The sequence below is a fragment of the Herbaspirillum sp. FG34 genome, assembly GCF_057809315.1.
In genome coordinates, this window is sequence record NZ_JBMDJS010000005.1 from 305036 (window position 1) to 320922 (window position 15887).

The 15887-nt window shown below is 57.9% G+C and carries 23 protein-coding genes and 1 tRNA gene; 14 read left to right on the forward strand and 10 right to left on the reverse strand.

What is annotated here, in order from left to right; all coding sequences use genetic code 11:
* Positions 1-57 precede the first annotated feature (57 nt).
* Together rpoD and ACODSZ_RS09270 are read left to right on the forward strand one after the other, a co-directional pair.
* Entirely contained in the window at positions 58-2283 is a 2226-nt protein-coding gene (rpoD, locus tag ACODSZ_RS09265) for an RNA polymerase sigma factor RpoD (protein WP_008325811.1), read from the forward strand.
* 57 nt (positions 2284-2340) lie between these two features.
* A tRNA-Ile gene (locus ACODSZ_RS09270) sits at positions 2341-2419 on the forward strand.
* 23 nt (positions 2420-2442) lie between these two features.
* On the opposite strand, the gene ACODSZ_RS09275 is transcribed toward ACODSZ_RS09270, so the two are convergent.
* The 8 genes from ACODSZ_RS09275 to ACODSZ_RS09310 form a co-directional block, all read right to left on the reverse strand.
* The gene (locus tag ACODSZ_RS09275) at positions 2443-3486 is read right to left on the reverse strand and encodes a tyrosine-type recombinase/integrase (protein WP_488927464.1); all 1044 of its coding nucleotides are present in this window, start codon (positions 3484-3486) and stop codon (positions 2443-2445) included.
* Positions 3387-3722: a hypothetical protein gene (locus ACODSZ_RS09280; protein ID WP_488927465.1), complete on the reverse strand. Its 336-nt coding sequence runs from the start codon at positions 3720-3722 to the stop codon at positions 3387-3389. Before ACODSZ_RS09280 ends, ACODSZ_RS09275 begins: the two co-directional genes overlap by 100 nt.
* Positions 3723-3728: 6 nt before the next feature.
* Positions 3729-4217, reverse strand: a complete 489-nt coding sequence (locus ACODSZ_RS09285; RefSeq protein ID WP_488927440.1) for a hypothetical protein — start codon at positions 4215-4217, stop codon at positions 3729-3731.
* Positions 4218-4265: 48 nt separating this feature from the next.
* A complete protein-coding gene (locus ACODSZ_RS09290; protein ID WP_488927441.1) occupies positions 4266-4676 on the reverse strand; it encodes a hypothetical protein in 411 nt (136 codons plus the stop codon).
* Positions 4673-5368, reverse strand: coding sequence for a Rha family transcriptional regulator (locus tag ACODSZ_RS09295; protein WP_488927442.1), 696 nt, complete (start codon positions 5366-5368; stop codon positions 4673-4675). The genes ACODSZ_RS09290 and ACODSZ_RS09295 overlap by 4 nt, the downstream gene beginning before the upstream one ends.
* A complete protein-coding gene (locus ACODSZ_RS09300) occupies positions 5365-5652 on the reverse strand; it encodes a hypothetical protein (RefSeq protein WP_488927443.1) in 288 nt (95 codons plus the stop codon). The genes ACODSZ_RS09295 and ACODSZ_RS09300 overlap by 4 nt, the downstream gene beginning before the upstream one ends.
* Positions 5653-5936: 284 nt before the next feature.
* A complete protein-coding gene (locus tag ACODSZ_RS09305) occupies positions 5937-6821 on the reverse strand; it encodes a DUF6387 family protein (RefSeq protein ID WP_488927444.1) in 885 nt (294 codons plus the stop codon).
* Positions 6822-6842: 21 nt separating this feature from the next.
* Positions 6843-7235 (reverse strand): helix-turn-helix domain-containing protein, encoded by a 393-nt coding sequence (locus tag ACODSZ_RS09310; protein WP_488927445.1) that lies wholly within the window; start codon positions 7233-7235, stop codon positions 6843-6845.
* 326 nt (positions 7236-7561) lie between these two features.
* Here ACODSZ_RS09310 and ACODSZ_RS09315 point away from each other — a divergent pair, with 326 nt between their 5' ends.
* The gene (locus tag ACODSZ_RS09315) at positions 7562-7834 is read left to right on the forward strand and encodes a hypothetical protein (protein WP_488927446.1); all 273 of its coding nucleotides are present in this window, start codon (positions 7562-7564) and stop codon (positions 7832-7834) included.
* Positions 7835-7861: 27 nt separating this feature from the next.
* Here the strand turns inward: ACODSZ_RS09315 and ACODSZ_RS09320 are convergent, their stop codons facing one another.
* Positions 7862-8107 (reverse strand): hypothetical protein, encoded by a 246-nt coding sequence (locus ACODSZ_RS09320; protein WP_488927447.1) that lies wholly within the window; start codon positions 8105-8107, stop codon positions 7862-7864.
* Between the two features lie 22 nt (positions 8108-8129).
* On the reverse strand, positions 8130-8408 hold the full coding sequence (locus tag ACODSZ_RS09325) for a hypothetical protein (RefSeq protein ID WP_488927448.1): 279 nt from the start codon (positions 8406-8408) through the stop codon (positions 8130-8132).
* Between the two features lie 162 nt (positions 8409-8570).
* On the opposite strand from ACODSZ_RS09325, the gene ACODSZ_RS09330 reads away from it, so the two are divergent.
* The 11 genes from ACODSZ_RS09330 to ACODSZ_RS09380 form a co-directional block, all read left to right on the forward strand.
* On the forward strand, positions 8571-8753 hold the full coding sequence (locus ACODSZ_RS09330; RefSeq protein WP_488927449.1) for a hypothetical protein: 183 nt from the start codon (positions 8571-8573) through the stop codon (positions 8751-8753).
* A complete protein-coding gene (locus ACODSZ_RS09335; protein WP_488927450.1) occupies positions 8754-9758 on the forward strand; it encodes a replication protein in 1005 nt (334 codons plus the stop codon).
* 3 nt (positions 9759-9761) lie between these two features.
* Positions 9762-10118, forward strand: coding sequence for a hypothetical protein (locus tag ACODSZ_RS09340; RefSeq protein ID WP_488927451.1), 357 nt, complete (start codon positions 9762-9764; stop codon positions 10116-10118).
* Complete coding sequence (locus tag ACODSZ_RS09345; protein ID WP_488927452.1) at positions 10106-11017, forward strand: DnaB-like helicase C-terminal domain-containing protein; 912 nt, start codon at positions 10106-10108, stop codon at positions 11015-11017. The genes ACODSZ_RS09340 and ACODSZ_RS09345 overlap by 13 nt, the downstream gene beginning before the upstream one ends.
* 59 nt (positions 11018-11076) lie before the next feature.
* Positions 11077-11451: a hypothetical protein gene (locus ACODSZ_RS09350; RefSeq protein WP_488927453.1), complete on the forward strand. Its 375-nt coding sequence runs from the start codon at positions 11077-11079 to the stop codon at positions 11449-11451.
* 73 nt (positions 11452-11524) lie between these two features.
* Entirely contained in the window at positions 11525-11953 is a 429-nt protein-coding gene (locus ACODSZ_RS09355; RefSeq protein ID WP_488927454.1) for a hypothetical protein, read from the forward strand.
* 3 nt (positions 11954-11956) lie between these two features.
* Complete coding sequence (locus ACODSZ_RS09360) at positions 11957-12199, forward strand: hypothetical protein (RefSeq protein WP_241821771.1); 243 nt, start codon at positions 11957-11959, stop codon at positions 12197-12199.
* Between the two features lie 3 nt (positions 12200-12202).
* On the forward strand, positions 12203-13798 hold the full coding sequence (locus ACODSZ_RS09365) for a portal protein (RefSeq protein ID WP_488927455.1): 1596 nt from the start codon (positions 12203-12205) through the stop codon (positions 13796-13798).
* Positions 13795-14037 carry a hypothetical protein gene (locus ACODSZ_RS09370; RefSeq protein WP_488927456.1) on the forward strand — a complete coding sequence of 81 codons (243 nt, stop codon included), beginning with the start codon at positions 13795-13797 and terminating at the stop codon, positions 14035-14037. Before ACODSZ_RS09365 ends, ACODSZ_RS09370 begins: the two co-directional genes overlap by 4 nt.
* A 171-nt stretch (positions 14038-14208) precedes the next feature.
* Entirely contained in the window at positions 14209-15489 is a 1281-nt protein-coding gene (locus tag ACODSZ_RS09375; RefSeq protein WP_488927457.1) for a hypothetical protein, read from the forward strand.
* A gap of 22 nt (positions 15490-15511) precedes the next feature.
* On the forward strand, positions 15512-15887 hold a 376-nt coding region (locus ACODSZ_RS09380; RefSeq protein ID WP_488927458.1), incomplete at its 3' end, for a hypothetical protein.

Consider the following 15887-nt stretch of genomic DNA (forward strand, 5'->3'; position numbering starts at 1 on the left):
AACAAGTTACCTCAAGCCGCCGAACAAGCGGTTTCTGTGAAAGCGACGAAGACTTCCGTGACCACCAAGAAACCCGAAACCAAGACCGCCAAGACCACCAAAGCTGCACAGGTCGAAGGCAAAGACGTCAGCGCGACCGCCGCGTCGAGCGTAAGCCAAACCACTGATGCCGCTGCCCTGGCAGCCATCGACACGTCCGGCTATGTGCTGCCGAGCGTCAAGGTGCCGGGCCGCCGTGGTCGCAAGCCCAAGGAATTCCAGCCCGAGAGTGATGAAGTTGCAGCACTGAACACCATCGAGCGCACCGAACTGAAGGCTGCCGACAAGGCCAAGGCCAAGGATCGCAAGGCCAAGGAAAAGGCCCTGTTGAAGGACGCCTTCTCTTCCGACACCGAAGCCAGCGAAGAAGAGCTGGAACGCCGTCGCCAGAAGTTGAAGACCCTGATCAAGCTGGGCAAGGAGCGTGGTTTCCTGACCTTCTCGGAAATCAACGACCACCTCCCGGAAAACATCGTCGACCCGGAAGCCATCGAAGGCATCATCGGCACCTTCAGCGACATGGGCATCTCGGTCTACGAGCACGCTCCTGATGCAGAAACGTTGCTGCTGTCGGACAACGTGGCCAACGTCGCCAGCGATGACGACGCCGAAGCCGCAGCCGAAGCCGCGCTGTCGACCGTCGATTCCGACTTCGGTCGTACCACCGACCCGGTGCGCATGTACATGCGTGAAATGGGCTCGGTCGAACTGCTGACCCGCGAAGGCGAAATCGAAATCGCCAAGCGCATCGAAGATGGCCTCAAGGACATGATCCAGGCCATCTCCGCCTGCCCGACCACGATCGCCGAGATCCTGGCTGCGGCGGACCGCATCTCCAAGGACGAGATCAAGGTCGACGAAATCGTCGATGGTCTGGTTGATCCGAATGAGAGCGAACAGCAGGTCGAGGCTGCCTCTTCCGACTCCGATGAGGACGACGAGGAAGAGGAAGAAGAGGAAGAAGACGAAGAGGAAGAAGAAAACGAGAGCAGCGGCTCGGGTGCTGCCGGTTTCTCCGCTGAACAGCTGGAGCAGTTGAAGCGCGACGCGCTGGGCAAGTTCGCCGTCATCGGCACCCAGTTCGAGAACATGCGCAAGGCTTTCGAGAAGGAAGGCTACAACTCCAAGCCTTACGTCAAGGCGCAGGAAATCATTTCCAACGAGCTGCTGGGCATCCGCTTCACCGCCAAGATCGTCGAGAAGCTGTGCGACACCTTGCGTGCGCAGGTGGACGAAGTGCGTACCGTGGAACGTCAGATCCTGGACGTGGCCGTCAACAAGTGCAACATGCCGCGTGCGCACTTCATCAAGGTGTTCCCGGGCAATGAAGTGAACCTGGACTGGGTGGATGGCGAAGTCGCCGCCAACCATGACTACAGCGCCGTGCTGAGCCGCAACGTGCCGGCCATCAAGGAGCTGCAGCAGAAGCTGATCGACCTGCAGGCGCGCGTGGTACTGCCGCTGCCGGATCTGCGTGCGATCAACAAGAAGATGGGCGCCGGCGAGAAGAAGGCGCGCATGGCCAAGCGTGAAATGACCGAGGCCAACCTGCGTCTGGTGATCTCGATCGCCAAGAAGTACACCAACCGTGGCCTGCAGTTCCTGGACCTGATCCAGGAAGGCAACATCGGTCTGATGAAGGCGGTGGACAAGTTCGAATATCGTCGCGGCTACAAGTTCTCGACCTATGCGACCTGGTGGATCCGTCAGGCCATCACTCGCTCCATTGCTGACCAGGCGCGCACTATCCGTATTCCGGTGCACATGATCGAAACGATCAACAAGATGAACCGCATCTCGCGTCAGATCTTGCAGGAGACCGGTGCCGAGCCTGATCCCGCGACCTTGGCGATCAAGATGGAAATGCCGGAAGACAAGATCCGCAAGATCATGAAGATCGCCAAGGAACCGATCTCCATGGAAACGCCGATCGGTGACGACGACGATTCGCATCTGGGCGACTTCATCGAAGACAACAACACGCTGGCACCGGCCGATGCGGCGCTGCATGCGTCGATGCGCAACGTGGTCAAGGACATCCTGGATTCCCTGACCCCGCGCGAAGCGAAGGTGCTGCGCATGCGTTTCGGTATCGAGATGTCGACCGACCATACGCTGGAAGAAGTGGGCAAGCAGTTCGACGTGACCCGCGAGCGTATCCGCCAGATCGAAGCCAAGGCACTGCGCAAGCTGCGCCATCCTTCGCGTTCGGACAAGCTCAAGAGCTTCCTGGAAGGGAACTGATCTCAAGGGTGAGTCAGGATTGGCCGGCGAGATGTTAAAATCGCCGGCTGATTTTTTGGCCCCCTAGCTCATGCTTGGTTAGAGCAGCGGACTCATAATCCGTTGGTGCCGTGTTCGACTCACGGGGGGGCCACCAAAAAACACTGAGAAATCAGACATTTACACCACTCTTCGGAGTGGTGTTTTTGTTTCTGCCTCCTGCTGTGACCAAAACGTGACCGTTTCTGCGTGGTGCGCCAGGTGGGAGGGAGCCAGGTGGGCATAGCGCTGCACCATGTCCAACGTCTCCCATCCGCCCAGCTCTTTGAGTGCCAGCAGGGGCGTCCCGGCCTGGACGTGCCACGATGCCCAGGTGTGGCGAAGATCGTGAAATCGAAAGTCCGTGATCTGCACCGCGGCGCAAGCCCGCTTGAAACACCTGTCATCGATCTGGCTGATTTTGGCGGGTTTGCCGTCCTTCTGTGCCCGCTCGAAAACATACTGCTGTGCCGTTTCCAGCCGGCGCGCAATCACTGCAAGTGCGTCGGCATTGAGCGGTACCGCCCTGGCATATCCGGACTTTGCCTCTTCAGCGATCACCCAGGCATTGCGGTTCGGCAGATCTACGTTCTTCGGTTCCAAAGAAAGTAGTTCGTCCGCACGCATGCCGGTGGTCACCGCCACAAGCGCAATGTCGCGCATCCATTCAATGGAAATCGCGTCGATCAGAGCCTTGATGACTGGCTTGGATTCGAAGCGTACCCGCTTGTCTGGTTCCTGGAACTTGCTCAGTTTCGGCGGGCGGCTGATCCAGCCCCACTCTGTGGCCAGCGTCAAAATCCGCTTGATGGTGGCCAGGTACCGATTCTTCGTGGCGGCCGATACGGGCTTGGCCTTGCGGTGCTTGTGCGTGGTGTGCGTTGGCAGCTTCTGGAGGATGTTGCCGGCGGTTAAAGAGCGGATCGGTGTCGAAGCCCCAAGGGCGGCGCGCCAATACTGCACGTGCCTCACTTTTGATTCATAGTCGCTCTGGCCTTCCGCTAGTTTCAGCATGCCCAGTGCGGCTTCGTCAAAGGTGTGATCAGGTTCCTCGCCCAGCTTGGTGGAACGCCACAGGTCGGCCTTTACTCGGTCGTGGAGTTCTTGCGCGGCTTGTTTGTCCGTCGTGCCAGAAGAGCGTCTAATTCGCGGGACGCCTGGCGCGCGGATATCAATCCACCAGATACCGGAAGAGGGATTTTTGCGGATTGGCAATTGTTTTCTCCTGCAACCCGCAGCGGTAGCCGGGTCACATTGTTGCGTTTCTCGCTGAGTTCTGCAAGGCGGGAGGGCCAGACGCGCCACACGCGCGACCCCGGCAGGCGGAATCCAATGTGTTCGCGCATGGCGAAGACCGTGCTGTAGGACAGCTTCAGGCGATTCGCTGCCTCGCGCAGCGTGAGAGCGGTTTCGTCGTTCATTGCGCTTCATCCGCGCGGTGGGCGATTTGTGTCAGGCCTGCTTAACGCAATGGGGTTTGCGTTAAGTGAAGATTCCAGTTCCGCGACGCGCGCCTCCAGCTTCTGGACGTGCTGCTCCCAGGTGAGCGGCCAGAGCGGGCCGCAGCCGTTCGGGCAACCCTCTTCCTTGGCCTGCTGGTAAGCCTTCCCGATGAGAGTCGCGTGCAAGCCGCACTTGGCGCAGTGAAGAGCTCCCGTCGCCAGGCTGCGTTCCCTATGGCGGCCATCATTGGCGGCAGAGTCAACCAGGTGGCGGACTGAGTTGACCTGCTCTTGGGTCAGCACCACGCCGGCCACGAGCCCGGTGAGGGGCGATTCCAGGTCGAAAGGTTTGGCGGCAGCACCCTCCATATCAACGATCAAGTCATTGACCTGGACGGCGCTGAAAATGGGCGAGTTCGGCATCACGTCAAGCATCAGCTTAACGGCCTGCCGGAGTTGGTTGGTATCGCTCATGCCGCACGCCCTTCTGCCGGCAGGCACTTGGGTAAGTTGGTGGCACGATCAGCGGCCATTGGCGACCTCTGGCTTTTCCTCGTTCGCAAGGATCGCCTGCAGCAGATCAAGTCGCTTGGACATGCCAGCCGAAAATGCTTCAACCGCAATGGCAGGATGGATTTGGCCTGGCTCGAGGGGATGATGATCGGGGAACGTCGCAGCCGAAGATTCGAGCGAGACGTTGATATCGGTCATGTCACTGAGTGCCCAATGGAAGCGCTTGGCACGCTCACCGGTGATGACGATATTCAGCGTGCCGGGGAGGGCCCGGGCGATCACAGGGAGCAAATCGTCCAGCAGCCTGGTGTTTCCCGGCGTGATCGGCGCGGTGGGGTCGAGATTTTCCAACGCGGCGCGCATCTGTGTGATGGCCGACTGCAGGTCCGGCACGCCGGAGAGGTGTTGTGAGCGACTCATTTTGCATTCCCCATTTCGATGAATGCGGCGTCCAGCATGCTTTCGTGGTACGAGTTGACCTGGCCGAAACGCACATCGCGGACCTTGCCGATCGGGATGCCTTGGCGTTTGCTCAGTTCACCAGCGCGCCGGCCGACGCGGATTGCTGTCGCGTGATCGATCTTGATGCCGTGCATGGCGCCATAGCCGATGACGGTGAAGTAGCTGGCACCATCCTCGAAGGCAGATTGTTTGACCTCCAGGCGCTTGATGCTCTCAGTGTGAGATTCCTGTGTGGCGACAATCTCCTGCTGCTGGGCCTTTATTCGAGCGTTGTCGACCATCAAGGCAACCAGAGCACGCTGCTCGGGCGGCAACTCCGCAAGAGAGTTCTGCGCCGAGAGCTGGGCACGCATGTCGAAGAAACCCTTGATCAGAGCGATCTTGAACTGGCGCACGATTTCGCTATTGCGCATGTAGGCAATCACGAGGGCGGACTGCTGCTCATTGAGCAGGGCAACTTCACGCTGTTGCGTGCCGCCGGCTGTTTCAAAGGGTTGCGTTTCGAACGCGACCCTTCCGAATCGGCCCAGATCTTCGGAGTAGCTGCGCACCAACTCCATCACGTTCTTGTGCTGAGTCTGCGTGCCTTCCGCGATGGCCAGCGAGGTGGTGACCGGCTCGCCGTCTTTGATGTGGATGAGGGCGCTCATTCTGCAGCCTCCAGTACGTCGAGCTCGCGGCTCAGATTGGCTGCTGCGTCCCAAGCTGCTCCAATAGCGCCGACCATCACACTCTTGCAAGCCTCTTCATTCTGCATCGCAAACGTATGCAGGATTTCCAACTGCGAGACGAGCTGAGTTGCCATGTGGGCCAGATAGCCTGCATCTTTGGGACGCGCCGCTTGTGGGGCGGTGGTGGCGTCGGTCGCTACCACCTTGACGGCGGACGTGCTTGCGTCCGGTGCACATGTTGAACTATGGACTTTCGTTCTCATTTGCTGACCCTTCGGTATTTGTAAATTCCTGAATCAATCCCAGTTAATCATCGTGCGCGCCATTAAATATTAGTGTTACTGTTATACTATGTCAATAGTGTTACTGTTATTTATGTGGCCCGCAAAAAATCTTTATAGATGACTGTGAGAAGGAATGACCCGAAGTGTGCCGAACAGGCGGAGGGCGGTCGAGGGATGAGAGCTGCTAAATAATATTCCGTATTGGCTTGGACACGAATACGCTCCGGCCCCCTAGTTGTTCATTTGGGTTCCGGAATCAATTTTCAGGTTTTTGGTTCCGTTAAAGATGCTGCAGCCAAAGAAAGCAGTGCGCGCACGTAGCTTTCAGTACTTACTCTTAGGGCGCGCGGTTTCGTAACCTTACGAATACGTTCCGCAAGATTCACATCATATTCGTCTGGGAATAATGCCGAGCCTATGGCATGTTGCGTGAGTTCGACACCATGAGCCTGTGCCCACAGAGTTAAATCCAGATACGGCAGAATCATCATCTGGGCCCACTCCTGAAACTCCTGAGCTGATGGCAATTTCCCAGGGGTGCGAGGTGTATGGAGACCAAACGCCCGCCTCGTTTCTTTCAACCACATCACGAAATCTGAAATGATGGCTTCTTCCGCACCCTCCAGATCAATCTTTACGAGTACACGGGGTTCTGCGTACAGACCTGCCTCTTGAAAGGCTCTCCACAGTGGCTTTTCGAGTTCAATAGGTTTTTCATCGTAATCGAACTCGTTCTTCCGGTAAATTTGGACGTACCGATCAAGCTCGTTTGGAGGATCGCCATCTTCTTTTTCTAGGTCTGTCGCATAGATGCAATAGTCGGTCATCGTGAAATCAGTCACATGCTTGCCCTGAGATGCGCCCCAGAAATCCGATTGCAGCTCCTCTGTTGACTCTACTGGAAAGGAGATCAAATTCTCACTAAAGGAGACTGCCTGCTGGCGCAATTCTTCTTTGTGATTTGGAAATAGCGAATTGAAAAGCGGAGGAGGCTCTTCCCAATCGTCTCCGAGAAGAAATCGACAATATGACCTCCTCTTTAGATTGACGGCCCAATCAACAATTGTAAACGATGAAACCGTACTGTATTTCTCAAGCGAAAAATCCGAAGGAAATGGAGTGGTTGATTGGGGTGGCTGATTGGGCATACGAACTTTCTACCTTAAATTTCATAGCACGTTGAACGCTTCCAGTTGAGCTATGACGGCCGCCTTCTTCGCGGGGGTGTCGAGCTTATCGAACGCCGCAGCGACGGCTTGCGCTTGAGGTGAGATGCTGCTGGCCAAGCCAGGCAAAGATCGCACTGCTAGTATTTTTGCGCCGAGAGACGGGCTTATATCGGTAACCGGCACGTCGAGGGCCAAAGAAAATTTGATGAGCGCGTCAAGATTCAATGGCACTAGTCCATTCAAATATTGTTGCGCGGCCGATTGAGTTTTCCATCCACATTCTTGTGCAAGCCGTTCCTGAGTCCAGGAACGGTCCTCCCGCTTGCGCCCATCAAAAATTGCTCTCAGGCGCGCTGCATCTTCCAATTGTTCTGCGGACATTTTTTTGCTCATGGTTTCACCATAATAGGGTTGCTGGTTTTTTTCAAACAGTGGTGCTATTATAAAAATAAATAGCTTTACTGTTAAATTGGCGAGGTCATGATGCGTCTGGACGAATATCGAAGACAGGAAAAACTCTCCCAGAAACGTCTAGGAGAACTGCTAACCCCGCCGGCCTCACCAAGTCTGGTCAGCCAGTGGGAATGCGGCGTCACCCGGGTGACCTTGGATTACTCGCTTGAGTTGCAGCGCGTCTCCAATGGAAGGGTGACGCCGACGGATTGCTCCACAATGTTTTCGGAGAACCGTATGAAGTCGGTGGCATAGGGTATCAAGCCATGCTCACCCACACCCCCCTCGGCCCCATGCGCGACGGTTCCTACGCCGTCTGCTACCCCACACCTGGCTGTGCTGTGATGACTATCGTATCGACGGGCATGACGAAAGAGCGCGCCCAGGAAGAGGCCGCGCGTCTGAATGAAGAACAGAAGAAGAGAGTGGCCGCGATTGAGCGCGACCGCCAGTTGCGAATGCGGCCTGAAACATTACGCCCGGTCACCGACTACCTTTCCGAGATTGAACTGGCCGGCGGCGCCGAGGAGGGCGAATGAAAGCTATTGCCGGCTTGTGGCTTCCCGTCAGGACGGTTGATGCCTCTGCAGCGCGTCTTCGAGCGAAGTACAGAGTTCTGCGTAGAAGTCGAGAGCTTCCTCGTCTACGCCTGACTTCTGTAGAGAAGAGTGCGCGTCTTCAGTCACTGCTCGGAACACTGCCAGTGCGGTATCGCGTTGCACTGCACTTAACGCCACACACAGGGCGTGAAGAAGACCACTCTGAACAGTGAGCTGCATTTTTATTTTTTGCATGTCGAGTGATTCGTTCATGGGATCTCCGCATGCAAAAGGGTTAGTTGTTCCAGTGGTCCTTCATGAACTGCAGGACATCTGGACTGACATTGCGTGTTTCGGCGTTGTTGTGTGACGCGTCAATCACAATCAGTTTGTCGTTGGAGTCCATGGCATTCCAGACGCGAGTGGTGATATCTGCGAGCGGGAGGTTGCTGGATACGTAGAAAAGTGAGTACTCGATTCTTGCCCAGTTACCGCACGCTTTTACAGCCTCGGTCACTCGGTCGTAGTGCTGGCCTGGCGCCATCAGATCGTAGGAAATGAAAAAGTTTGCCATGGGAAATCCCCTCCGTTTCGATTTAAGTGTGGAAGCTGAAATCTAGCACGGTTGGGGTTTCCCGCCCTTCAAACGAGGCAGCGGCTGCGCAGCCGAGATGTGGTGATACGAGCCCACCGCATCATGCCTCGACCCTTCAATCTGGCTCGCTGAAAGGCTCGTATGGCCACCGCAAAACAGTTCGAAGTCTTCGCAGACGCAGGTGATGTCTGGATCGCGCAGAACCGCGAAAACAGCGAAGCACAAGACATCGTCCGGGTTCATCCCCAGCAGATTCCATTGCTGATCCAATGGCTCGAGCAAGCGGCCGCTGCAGCCAACTCATCGGAACCGAAGGCCGGTTAAATGCCTCGAGCACAGAACAACCCCCAGGTCGAAGACGGCTTCACCAGGATCGCTAATGAGCTGCTGGAAGCCATCTTGGCTTTCGGCTTCTCGTTACGCGAACAGACGGTGATATTCGCGATCATCAGGAAGACCTATGGGTATGGAAAAAAGACTGACGACATGTCGGCCAGCCAGATCGCCGCATTGTGCAACATGGCTCGTTCGCATGTCACCGCGACCCTCGGAAGTCTTGCCAGCAGAAACATCATCACCAAAACGACGGGCCGATTTGGATCGGTCATCGGCATCCAAAAAAACCATCGGCTGTGGATCAACCAAGACCTTTTTAAGGGCAGTTTTTCTGGTACCAATTTGGTACAGGGTGGTACCGATTCGGTACAGGTGCCCAATGGTGACGAGATTGAAGGAAATTTCACCCCTGTGGCATCTTCATACCCGCTTGAAGCCGCGCCATTGCTGGAAGCTGCTGGTACCGATTCAGTACACCCTGGTACCAATTCAGTACATGTACCGATTCGGTGCGCTACTGGTACCGATTCGGTACAGGTCGGTGGTACCGATTCGGTACACACAAAAGAAAACCTTCCAAAAGAAAATAAACAAAAGAAAACCTCTTCGTCATCTGGCGATGACGTGAAGCTCTGCCCGGTCGATTCTTTGGTCAACTTGTACCACGAACTTTTACCGAAAAATCCGAAGGTTTTGCAGGTCACCGAAGCGCGGAAAAAATCGATCCGTGCGCGATGGACTGAAGCGGCCTTGTTGGAAGCTTCGCCGTTCGGCTACGAGACCAAGACTGCGGGCCTGGAAGCTTGGCGATTGTTCTTCGGGTACTGCGCCAAATCAGACTTCCTGACGGGCGGCGTTCCTGGCCGTGATGGCAAGAAGCCTTTCCGTGCCGGCCTCGATTTCCTGTTTTCGCCCAGCGGCTTTGCCAAGACGCTGGAAGGCATGTACCACGGGAGCGCCGATGCAGGGCACAACCCATTCGCGACGGATTGAGGTATGAGAGGGCATCAACAGATCTTGGCGGCCAGGCGCCATCGTCGCAAACCTGAGGCTGTTTTCGTCAACCTGGTCGACACATTCACCGGGGCGACAAATCGCTACGACGAACCGGAGAACGGTCTGCGGCATGGATTTTTCCCACAGGTGTTTATCGAACGTGGGGAATTGAATGGCCCCCTTGATCTGCGGTTTCTGCATCAGCTTTCTGTGCATGTACATGCGACTGCCGCTGATGAATCCTTGTATGGGCTTTTGGATGCGATCGAAGAACAAGAACCGAACACAGTTGTTGCCTGTACCGCCGACATGTTGATTTTTAAAAATTTTGAAGGATGGAAAGCATGGAAATTCTGACGTTGGACAACATTGATTTTTCCGAGTATGAACGCGAGACCGACCCGCAGCAGAAGGTTCGCAGCATGTCGATGTACGCCGAGGAAATTGCCGAGGAATTGACGCCGGATAACCACCAGGCGCCGAAGCACCCGCGTATGCCCTTCGCGAATTTCTGGCTGTACTTTGCACCCGGGGAGGTCACCGTCTGGGCCGGCTTCAACGGCAGTGGCAAGTCGATGCTGCAAGGCCAGGTCCTGGCCATCCTGGCCGAACAGAGCATCAAATGCTGCATCGCCAGTTTCGAAATGAAGCCGCGCAAGACAGGCTCCCGGATCATCCGGCAGAGCACCGGCAAGACATGGCCACGGCGTGACGAGGTCGACGCCTTTTTAGCGCGGACGGAAAAAACCCTGTACGTCTACGACCAGCAGGGCGACATCGATGCCAAACGCCTGCGCGCGGTGATCCGGTACTGTGCCGACAAGCTGGGCATCCAGCACTTTGCCGTCGACTCGCTCATGAAGTGCGTATCCGGATGGGACAACTACGGCGGCCAGAAAGATTTCGTGAACATGCTGACTGTCCTGGCCCGGGACTTGAACATCCATATTCACCTGGTCGTGCACATGAAGAAAGGCGAGGGCGACGAAAAGATTCCGACGCGCCTCGATATCAGCGGCGCCGGCTCGATCTCGGACTTGGTCGACAACGTCCTGATCGTCTGGCGCAACAAGAAAAAGGAGCGGGACCGCGCTGACGGGAAAGAGGTCAAGGACAGCGAAGCAGACGCATTGCTGATCTGCGACAAGTCCCGCAATGGCGACTGGGAAGGTCGTATCCCGCTCTGGTTTGACGACAGCTGCAAGCGCTTTGCCGACTACAACCTTTCGCGCCGAGGGCTTGCTCGGGCGCTTTGAGGGATTGGATTCTCGCGCACGCGCGCGTTTGGCGATTGTAACCTCAACAACGAAAGGATATGACAGCACCCATCCCACCTAAGCCCATCACACAGCTGCCACTCGATTTTCCCGGGGCCAGCAGTGACGCCCTCCCTACGCCCAAGCGCATCCCCAGGCCACGGCCACCGCTGCCGGCCTATCCCGCCCCCGAGGTCCGCATCGATTGGTTCAACGTCTTCGCTGACCTGAAACGCGCCGCCTGGAGCATGTACCGCATCGAAAGCCAGCTGCACATCCCCAAGACCACGCTGCTGGGCTGGAAGGATGGTGCCGAGCCCAAGCACTTCGACGGTGAGCGCCTTATCCAGCTCTGGACCGATGTCACCGGCCAGAAGCGCGAACAGCTGCCCGTGGAGCGACGCATGCCCTCTGCATTCCAGTCCCGCCGATAGTCGGGATTCCGACCCCCGCCCAGCCGGATACTCCGGACGTTATCACCACCGATCAACGTTCAAGGAGCCCAGTATGGCCAAGACCAAAGTCACCAAAGTCCAAGTTCCCGGCGAGGCCGCTGCGCCCGCAGATGACCAATCCACCGCGCTGGAGCAGGGTGCTGCTGGCGATGATGCTGGCCAGGATGGCGAGCAGATCCAGGCGGCTGACGATCCGGCAGCCGGCGGCGAAGGCGCCACCGTGGTGGACCTCGATGCGCTGCAGGCCCAGCTGGACGCCAGGGATGCCGAGCTGGCCGAGCTCAAGGCAGCGCTGGCCAAGTCCGATGCCCAGGCTGATGCAGCCAAGAAGCCCGGCTCACTGCGTCCCGGTCCCGGCGGCCGCAGCGATTTCACGCACCTGCGCGCCTCTCAGGTCGACGTTTCCACGCTGAAGCGTCCGATCCAGACCGCCGAAGGCTGGCTGGTGCCCGAGAAGATCACCCAGAACGACAAGGGCTGATCCATGTGCGGCGGAGGGGGCGGCAGCCCGGCACCAACGGTCGATCCAGCAGCGGAGCGCCAGGCAGCGACCGATGCGGCGCGCCAGGCCAGCAATGCCAAGCTGGCGGCCAACTACAAAGCCCGGCAGGCGCAGACCGTTCTGGCCAGCGGTGCCGGCAATACCACCAGCGGCGCAGCCAGTACCGGCAGCGGCGCGGCCATGTCCGTGCTTGCCTCGGGCCAGGGCAAACTGGGAGCGTTCTAAGCCATGGATCGAGCTTCAGCCATCATCCGGCGCCGGGAGTCGATGCGGTCGGCGCGCTCCATCTATGAGCAGAATTGGAAGGATGGTTACGACTATTCATTCCCGGAGCGCGGCGACGGCTTCTACGGGGAGCAGAGCGACGGTGCCGCCCTGGCCGCCAAACGCGCCCGCCTGTTCGATTCCACGGCCACCGACTCGGGCCAGATCCTCGCCGCCTCGATCATGACCGGTGGCACGCCCAGCAATTCCCGCTGGGTCGGCCTGTCCACCGGCAACGACACCGACGAGGAAAAGCGCTGGCTGGACGCTGCTGCGCAGCTGATCTGGCACAACATCCACGCATCCAACTACGATTCCGAGGGCATCGACGCATGCCTGGACCTGGTCGCGGCCGGCTGGTTTGTGATGTTCTGCGACTCGCCGGAAGAGGGCGGTTACCACTTCCAACTGCTGCCCATGGCCACTAGCTACATCGCCGCATCCAAGCCCGGTGGCGCGCCCGACATCCTGGTGCATGAGTACTGCCTGACCGCTGAGCAGGCGTTCAACAAGTTCGGAGAGTCCAACGTCAGCGAGAAGATCCGCAAGTGCATGGAGAACAACGGCAACCCGGACGAGAAATTCAAGTTCGTGTGGTCGATCTACCCGCGCAGCAGTGCCGACCAGGCCGGCATCACGGCCAAGAATCTGCCGTTCGCCTCTATCCATGTGGAGATGGACAGCAAGGCCGTGGTGAAGGAATCCGGCTTTCATGAGTGCCCGTTCTGGGCGCCGCGCTATTCCAAGCTGCCGGGCACGGTCTATCCGGTCGGCCCGATGTACCGCGCCATGCCGGACGTGAAGCAGCTCAACCGCCTGGTGTACCTGGAGGACATGAACGCCGATATCGCAATCTCGGGCATGTGGATTGCCGAGGACGATGGCGTGCTCAACCCGCGCACCGTGAAGATCGGCCCGCGCAAGATCATTGTGGCCAACTCGGTGGACAGCATGAAGCCGCTGGCCTCGGGCGCGAACTTCAATCTGTCGTTCACCAAGAAGGAAGCGCTGCAGGCCTCGATCCGCAAGATCCTGATGGCCGACCAGCTGCCGCCCATCGATAGCCCGGTGCGCTCTGCCACCGAGTTCCAGCTCCGCGTACAGCAGATCCGCCAGGTGCTGGGACCGATCTTCGGCCGCCTGCAGCCGGAGTGGTACGGCCCGATGGTGGCCCGCTGCTTCGGCCTAGCCCTGCGCGCCGGTGTTCTGGGCCGACCGCCGCAGTCGCTTGCCCAGCGCACCATCACCGTGGTGTTCAACTCGCCCATGGCCAAGAGCCAGAAGCTGGAGGAGGTCACCGCCATCGAATCGTCCTTGGCCTCGATCAACGCCATTGCCGCCGTGGATCCGACTGTGCTGGACACCGTGGACATGGACGAGGCCGCCCGCCAGATCATGGAAGGCCGGGGCGCGCCAGCCTCGATATCTCGCCCACCCGAGGCCGTGACCCAGCTGCGCGAGCAGCGCGCCCAGGCGCAACAGCAGGCCCAGCAGCAGCAACAGCAGCATGAGCTGGCCCAGAAGACAGTACCCATTGCCATGCAGCAGGCCACCCGATGAGCAACCGCGAACCCCATGAGCCGACCCCAGCTGACTTCAAGCTGATTTTCGAGGACCACAAGGTAGGCGCCGCCATCTTGGAGAAGCTGACCCAAGTCTTTGCGCGGCCGGCCGTCGTGCAGGGTGGCATCGATGCCGTGCTGCAGACCTATCACCGCGACGGCTCGCGCCGCGTGCTTGAGTACATCGTCGCTCAGATCAACCGCGCCAACGGCGTACATGAAAACGAGGAGGGCTGAATGCCTATCGATGCAACTCTTGGGCCTGATGGCTGGACGGTGCAGCCCATACAGCCGACCGTCAAAAACGGAGGGCCATTTGCACCATACCTTGGTAACGTTACTGATCGTGGCAGGTTACCAACTGCATTTTCGTCGACTGTATTCGCTACTATGTCCCGGAGCAGCCACGTGGCAAAGGACAACATCGTGGCTCCACAGCCGATCTTCCCGAATTGGTTTCTTAATGGTGGGAACGCGACCACTGAAGCAACGCCTGGCGGCCCGGCGACCATTACGGCATCGATTGAGTTCCCAGCGGGCACTTACAAGCAGCTCAAGTTTAGTGGGGCGGTGGTTGGGACTGCTGCGGATGGCGCGAACTTGATTCCTGACGCAGATCCTTCCATCGTCATTCCGCGTGATGCAGAGTTTTGGGTACGCGCGTTTTACCAGAATGCTTCTGGCACCATTACTTCAGCAAATCTCTCATGTTTGCCTAATGGTCGCGATGGGTACCAAGCTGCTGGCGCAACTGACCAGACGATGGGCGGCACCGTTAATAGTGCCACCAACGCAATGTATTACCCAGCTGGAATCCTTGCGATGACTACGCAAGAGAGCGCCGTCATATTGGGCGACTCCATCGCCAATGGAAGTAGCGACACCATTGATAACATGCGCGGTTGCGGTATCTTCTCTCGTGCCGTCATGGCTAAAATGGCATGCTCTAACTTGTCGGTAGGCAGCGACCGGGCAATGTATTTCGTGGGAAGCAACGCCAAACGCCTCGCTATGATCGCGCTGTTGAAACCGACGCGAATCTACGACAATTATGGCTACAACGATATATTTTTCGGCCAGACGGCATCTCAATTGATCGCCAACATCGCCACTATCGCAGCCTTGTTTAGCGGGAAGAAGTATTACCACTCTGAAATCACCCCTGCGCAAGCCCTTAGCAGCGATTTTTGGGCGACCGTTGCGGGGCAAACTTTCAACGCAACACAAGCCGGGTATGTGAAAGCCGTGAATAGCGCGCTGCGCAAAAACCAGATTGCAGGCGTCACTGCATCAATCTCGACAGCGGCGTACCGCTCAGCGGAAGACGCTAATACTTGGCTCACCGAGGGCGGTGGCCGCACTGTTACCGATGTCGTTTGTAGCGTTGGCTCCAACGTTCTGAATTCTGCATCGGCCGCGTTCACTATTGATGATGACTTCAAAAAAGTGCGAGTCCTCGGCGTGGCCGCCAGCGGTGGAAACGCAACCCTCATTATGCGGTACAACAACTCGGCCACATCTGTCCTGCTGACCACAGACGGGACAACGGCATGGAACGCCCTCACGGCGGTATCAGGTGGCACCGCGTATTTGCAGGCCGCCAGAATGACGCAAGACGGTACGCACCCTTCCGACGAGGCCCATCGACGCTTTACAGCATCCGGCGCGATGGCGCACACGCTTCCTTAACTTTCATTTAACAGGAGAAAACATGCAACTCACCCGGAGAAACTGGTATGTCTTCATGCAAGAAGCAGGTGATGGTGGTGGCGGTGCCGGCGGGGCCACGGGCGGCGCAGCAGGTGGCGCAGATGCTGGTGCAGGCCAGGGCGCAGGGGCTGGCGCTGCAGGTGATGCGGGTGCAGGAGCGGCCAGCGTTCTCGCCGCTGGTGCTGCATCTGCGGGCGGCGAAGTCGATCAGCCCTTCATCCCCGAGAAATACCAGGTCAAGAAGGAGGACGGCTCCCTGGATCTGGAAGCATCCAGCCGCAAGCTGGCAGAAGCCTATGGCCATGCCGAAAAGCGCATCGGTGCTGGCGATGTGCGCCCGAAGGCTGCGGAAGAATATACGGTCACGGTCCCGGAAG

Bases quoted from the DNA above. Each gene is read 5' to 3' on its own strand.
- ACODSZ_RS09280 (WP_488927465.1), bottom strand. From the start codon at position 3,722: ATGAACGACGAAACCGCTCTCACGCTGCGCGAGGCAGCGAATCGCCTG.
- ACODSZ_RS09285 (WP_488927440.1), bottom strand. From the start codon at position 4,217: ATGAGCGATACCAACCAACTCCGGCAGGCCGTTAAGCTGATGCTTGAC.
- ACODSZ_RS09290 (WP_488927441.1), bottom strand. From the start codon at position 4,676: ATGAGTCGCTCACAACACCTCTCCGGCGTGCCGGACCTGCAGTCGGCC.
- ACODSZ_RS09295 (WP_488927442.1), bottom strand. From the start codon at position 5,368: ATGAGCGCCCTCATCCACATCAAAGACGGCGAGCCGGTCACCACCTCG.
- ACODSZ_RS09300 (WP_488927443.1), bottom strand. From the start codon at position 5,652: ATGAGAACGAAAGTCCATAGTTCAACATGTGCACCGGACGCAAGCACG.
- ACODSZ_RS09305 (WP_488927444.1), bottom strand. From the start codon at position 6,821: ATGCCCAATCAGCCACCCCAATCAACCACTCCATTTCCTTCGGATTTT.
- ACODSZ_RS09310 (WP_488927445.1), bottom strand. From the start codon at position 7,235: ATGAGCAAAAAAATGTCCGCAGAACAATTGGAAGATGCAGCGCGCCTG.
- ACODSZ_RS09315 (WP_488927446.1), top strand. From the start codon at position 7,562: ATGCTCACCCACACCCCCCTCGGCCCCATGCGCGACGGTTCCTACGCC.
- ACODSZ_RS09320 (WP_488927447.1), bottom strand. From the start codon at position 8,107: ATGAACGAATCACTCGACATGCAAAAAATAAAAATGCAGCTCACTGTT.
- ACODSZ_RS09325 (WP_488927448.1), bottom strand. From the start codon at position 8,408: ATGGCAAACTTTTTCATTTCCTACGATCTGATGGCGCCAGGCCAGCAC.
- ACODSZ_RS09330 (WP_488927449.1), top strand. From the start codon at position 8,571: ATGGCCACCGCAAAACAGTTCGAAGTCTTCGCAGACGCAGGTGATGTC.
- ACODSZ_RS09335 (WP_488927450.1), top strand. From the start codon at position 8,754: ATGCCTCGAGCACAGAACAACCCCCAGGTCGAAGACGGCTTCACCAGG.
- ACODSZ_RS09340 (WP_488927451.1), top strand. From the start codon at position 9,762: ATGAGAGGGCATCAACAGATCTTGGCGGCCAGGCGCCATCGTCGCAAA.
- ACODSZ_RS09345 (WP_488927452.1), top strand. From the start codon at position 10,106: ATGGAAATTCTGACGTTGGACAACATTGATTTTTCCGAGTATGAACGC.
- ACODSZ_RS09350 (WP_488927453.1), top strand. From the start codon at position 11,077: ATGACAGCACCCATCCCACCTAAGCCCATCACACAGCTGCCACTCGAT.
- ACODSZ_RS09355 (WP_488927454.1), top strand. From the start codon at position 11,525: ATGGCCAAGACCAAAGTCACCAAAGTCCAAGTTCCCGGCGAGGCCGCT.
- ACODSZ_RS09360 (WP_241821771.1), top strand. From the start codon at position 11,957: ATGTGCGGCGGAGGGGGCGGCAGCCCGGCACCAACGGTCGATCCAGCA.
- ACODSZ_RS09365 (WP_488927455.1), top strand. From the start codon at position 12,203: ATGGATCGAGCTTCAGCCATCATCCGGCGCCGGGAGTCGATGCGGTCG.
- ACODSZ_RS09370 (WP_488927456.1), top strand. From the start codon at position 13,795: ATGAGCAACCGCGAACCCCATGAGCCGACCCCAGCTGACTTCAAGCTG.